Source organism: Mesorhizobium sp. M7A.T.Ca.US.000.02.2.1 (genome assembly GCF_003996995.1).
Lineage (GTDB): Bacteria > Pseudomonadota > Alphaproteobacteria > Rhizobiales > Rhizobiaceae > Mesorhizobium.
The window spans coordinates 1-4,498 of the sequence record NZ_RZTT01000458.1 but is presented as its reverse complement, the minus strand read 5'-3'; the positions used below and the strand labels follow the sequence as shown (position 1 = coordinate 4,498).

General features: G+C 63.4%; 4 protein-coding genes. 3 read left to right on the top strand and 1 reads right to left on the bottom strand.

Going from position 1 to position 4,498, the window contains the following annotated elements:
* Positions 1-243, bottom strand: a 243-nt coding sequence (locus EOD15_RS29245; RefSeq protein ID WP_245463799.1) for a metallophosphoesterase, incomplete at its 3' end; no start/stop codon positions are given.
* A gap of 118 nt (positions 244-361) precedes the next feature.
* On the opposite strand from EOD15_RS29245, the gene EOD15_RS29240 reads away from it, so the two are divergent.
* The 3 genes from EOD15_RS29240 to EOD15_RS29230 form a co-directional block, all read left to right on the top strand.
* Entirely contained in the window at positions 362-1,141 is a 780-nt protein-coding gene (locus EOD15_RS29240) for an SDR family oxidoreductase (RefSeq protein WP_127271508.1), read from the top strand.
* A 177-nt stretch (positions 1,142-1,318) separates the two neighbouring features.
* Positions 1,319-3,643, top strand: coding sequence for an NADP-dependent malic enzyme (locus EOD15_RS29235; protein WP_127409076.1), 2,325 nt, complete (start codon positions 1,319-1,321; stop codon positions 3,641-3,643).
* Positions 3,644-3,731: 88 nt separating this feature from the next.
* A partial coding sequence (locus EOD15_RS29230; protein ID WP_127409075.1) for a DUF2865 domain-containing protein occupies positions 3,732-4,498 on the top strand: 767 nt, incomplete at its 3' end.

The window sequence follows — 4,498 nt, the reverse complement described above, 5'->3', positions numbered from 1 at the left end:
GGTGATGTTGGCGCCCTTGCGCGCCTTGCGCAGCAGTTTCTGCACGACGTCATTGTGGCTTTGCGGCCAGTGCCAGCTCCGCCGCAGCCGCCAGCCGTCGACGATGTCGCCCACCAGATAGATGATATCGGCATCGTGATATCGAAGGAAATCGATCAGGAACTCGGCCTTGGCCGCCTTCGAGCCCAGATGGACATCGGAAATGAACATGCTGCGGAAAGTGCGGGGCTCTTGGCCGGACATCGCGATTTCACCGTTGCTTTCGCGAGCCTATGCCCCGATTCATGCAACAACCGTATGACGGTTGCGATTGGTCCAGCCGAAGGACTAGCTTGCCGGCCAAATCACAGGAGAAATCGTCATGGATCTCGGTATCCGCGGAAAGAAGGCCATCGTCTGCGCTTCGAGCAAGGGACTTGGGCGCGGTTGCGCCATGGCGCTGGCCGAGGCCGGCTGCGATGTCGTGGTCAACGGGCGCAACGCCGAACTGGTGGCGAAAACCGCCGCGGAGTTGCGCGAGCGATATGGCGTCACGGTGACGGAAGTCGTCGGCGACGTTTCGAAGCCGGAGGTGCAGAAGGCGCTGCTCGCGGCTTGCCCCGAGCCGGACATCCTGGTCAACAACAATGGCGGCCCGCCGCTTCGCGATTTCCGCACGCTCGATCGCGAAAAGATCCTCGAAGGCGTCACCCAGAACATGGTGACGCCGATCGAGCTCGTGCAGGCCGTGCTGGACGGCATGGCGGCACGCGGCTTCGGCCGCATCGTCAACATCACCTCGCTGTCGGTCTATGTGCCCATTCCCGGCCTCGACCTGTCGTCCGGCGCGCGTGCCGGCCTGACCTCGTTCCTTGCCGGCGTGGCCAGAACGGTGATCGACCGCAACGTGACCATCAACAGTCTTTTGCCGGGCAAGCTCGACACCGATCGGCTGCGCGGCCCGCACGAGGCCGGCACCATCGAGGATCCTGCCGCAGCCGCCGCACGCAAGACCCGCATCAGCGCTGATGTTCCGGCCAAGCGGCTCGGCACGCCGGAAGAATTCGGCCAGATCTGCGCCTTCCTGTGCTCGGTCCATGCGGGCTATCTGACCGGGCAGAACATACCGGTCGATGGTGGTCTCTACGTCAGCGCCTTTTGATCAACTTGTCCGTGAAACTGCAGGAACTATCCATCAGAAAATCGGCATAAGCATTTGATCGTTAAAGGCTTTCTACGCACTGGTCGGTAAAGCTGCCTGCGCGTCAATTAGCGTCGCGAAAAACCACGGCTGCATGCTAAAAGGGAATCTCCAGCCAGATTTCGAGGGAGCGGCCGCATGGAAGGCGAGAGCAAAAAGACGGCACGTTCGGACCTCGACGAAGCCGCCCTCTACTTCCACAAGCACCCAAGGCCGGGAAAACTCGAGATACAGGCGACCAAGCCGCTCGGCAATCAGCGCGACCTCGCGCTCGCCTATTCGCCTGGCGTCGCCGCCCCTTGCCTGGAAATCCGCGACGATCCGGCGACCGCCGCCGACTACACCGCGCGCGCCAATCTGGTCGGTGTCGTCACCAACGGGTCGGCGGTGCTCGGCCTCGGCAATATCGGCCCGCTGGCCTCCAAGCCGGTGATGGAAGGCAAGGCCGTCCTGTTCAAGAAGTTCGCCGGCATCGATGTCTTCGACATAGAGATCGACGCGCCCGGTATCGAGCGCATGGTCGAGACGATCTCGGCGCTCGAGCCGACTTTCGGCGGCATCAATCTCGAGGACATCAAGGCGCCAGAATGCTTCGAGGTCGAGGAACAGTTGAAGGCGCGCATGAAGATACCGGTGTTCCACGACGACCAGCATGGCACCGCCATCATCGTCGCTGCCGCCGTGCTCAACGGGCTGGAATTTGCCGGCAAGACCATATCGGAAATCAAGATCGTCACCTCCGGCGCCGGGGCTGCCGCCCTTGCCTGTCTCAACCTGCTGGTCTCGCTCGGCGCCAAGGTCGAAAACATCTGGGTCACCGACCGTTTCGGCGTTGCCTACAAGGGGCGCACCGACGAGATGGACCGCTGGAAAGACCCTTATGTGAAGGACACCGAGGCGCGCACGCTGGCCGACGTCATATCGGGTGCCGACGTCTTCCTCGGCTTGTCGGCGGCAGGCGTGCTGAAGCCGGAACTGCTTGAGCACATGGCGCCAAAACCGCTGATCCTGGCGCTGGCCAACCCCAATCCGGAGATCATGCCGGAAACGGCGCGTGCGGCGCGTCCCGATGCGATGATCTGCACAGGCAGGTCCGATTTTCCCAATCAGGTCAACAACGTACTGTGCTTTCCTTACATCTTTCGCGGCGCGCTGGACTGCGGCGCCAGCGCCATCAATGAGGAGATGAAGATGGCGGCGGTGCGGGCAATCGCAGCGCTGGCACGCGAGGAACCTTCAGATGTCGCGGCCCGCGCCTATTCCGGCGAGACGCCGATCTTCGGCCCTGAATTCCTGATCCCTTCGCCCTTCGATCCACGCCTGATCCTGCGCATAGCGCCCGCGGTCGCCAAGGCCGCCTGCGACACCGGTGTCGCGACAAGGCCGATCACCGACTTCGCCGCCTATATCGACAAGCTGAACCGCTTCGTCTTCCGCTCCGGCCTGGTGATGAAGCCGGTGTTCTCGTCCGCCAAGGCATCGAGCGCCAAGCGCGTCATCTATGCCGACGGCGAGGATGAGCGCGTGCTGCGCGCCGCCCAGGTGGTGCTCGAAGAAGGCATCGCCGAGCCGATCCTGATCGGCCGGCCGCACGTCATCGAAGTGCGCCTGAAACGCTACGGCTTGCGCATCAAGCCCGGTGTCGATTTCGGCCTGATCAACCCGGAAGACGATCCGCGCTACCGCCACTATGTCGACCTTTTGATCGAACTCGCCGGCCGGCGTGGCGTCACGACGGAAGCCGCGCGCACCATGGTCCGCACCGACAACACGGTGATCGCAGCACTTGCGCTGAAACGCGGCGATGCCGACGCCATGGTCTGCGGCCTTGAAGGGCGCTTCGAGCGGCACCTGCGCAACGTCACCTTGATCATCGGCCCGCGCACCGGCGTCAAGGATCGCGACCTGTCGACGCTCTCGATGCTGATCTCGCAGCGCGGCATCATCTTCCTGACCGACACGCATGTCTCCGTCGACCCGACGGCGGAAGAAATCGCTGAGATGACGGTGCTGGCGGCGGAAGAAATCCAGCGCTTCGGCATCGAGCCGAAGGCAGCGCTGCTCTCGCATTCGGATTTCGGCTCGCGCGATTCGCCCAGTGCCCTGAAGATGCGGCAAGCGGCGGCGATCCTGGCGCGCATTGCCCCAGAGCTGGAATGCGATGGCGAGATGCACGCCGATTCCGCTCTGTCGGAGCATCTGCGCCAGCGCGTCTATCCGCATTCACGGCTGAAGGGCGAAGCCAATCTGCTGGTGTTCCCCAACCTCGATTCGGCCAACATCACGCTGACGGCGCTCAGGACCATGATGGATGCGCTGCACGTCGGGCCGATCCTGCTCGGCACGGACATGCCGGCGCATATATTGACGCCGTCGGTCACCTCGCGCGGCGTCGTCAACATGACGGCGCTTGCCGTCGTGGAAGCCGCCCACAAGGCACAGGCGGTCGTCAATCTGGGCTGAACACGGATTTCGCGGTAAACTGCAGTTAACCGCGAACACGGTAGCATTGCGGGCTAACAGTCGGATTTGGCAGGCGGAGTTTGGGCGGATGGCAAGCGGAGGGTGGAAGCAGGCGCATGCTGCCATGCTGCTTGGCCTCCTGTTGTCCGCAACCTGGGGGGTAGCCGAGCCACAGGCTGCTTCGCGGGTCTGCCGCCAGCTGGAAGCCGATCTTGCCGCGTCCTCGCGCGGCGGTGGTGGCGGTCCGGCGCTGATCCGGAAATACGATTCCGCAATTGCCAGGCAGCATGAGCAGATTTCGAAAGCCCGCGGCCAGGCGAGCCGGGCCGGATGCGGCTTTTCGCTGTTTGGCCGCAACCTCAATCAATGCGCCGGGCTAAACGCCACCATCGATCGCATGAATGCCAATCTCGACGCCTTGCAGAACAAGCGCGAGCGGCTGGCCGGCGGCGGCTCGCGCCGCGACCGCGGACGCATCCTGGCGGCGCTTGACGCCAATGGCTGCCGCGACGACGCCGTTGCGCCTCAGCGGGCGCCTTTGCAGGAAGCCAACCGCGAGGGCGGCAGCGCAAACCTGTTCGATCAGCTTTTTGGCGGCAACAGCCAGCAGCTCGATATGCTTGATGAGCCCAACCAGCCCGACGATCCCGGCGAGGAGCGCAATGTCCGCCGTGTGCTCAACCAGCCCGGCATACCCGATTTTCCGAGCGTCGGCGGTGAGTTCCACACTTCCTGTGTGCGCACCTGCGACGGCTACTTCTTCCCGATGTCGAACTCAGCCTCGGCAGGCGATTTCGAACGTGACCAGAAGAATTGCGAATCGAGCTGCCCCGGCACCGAGATGCAGGTTTTCTA

Bases quoted from the DNA above. Each gene is read 5' to 3' on its own strand.
- EOD15_RS29240 (WP_127271508.1), top strand. From the start codon at position 362: ATGGATCTCGGTATCCGCGGAAAGAAGGCCATCGTCTGCGCTTCGAGC.
- EOD15_RS29235 (WP_127409076.1), top strand. From the start codon at position 1,319: ATGGAAGGCGAGAGCAAAAAGACGGCACGTTCGGACCTCGACGAAGCC.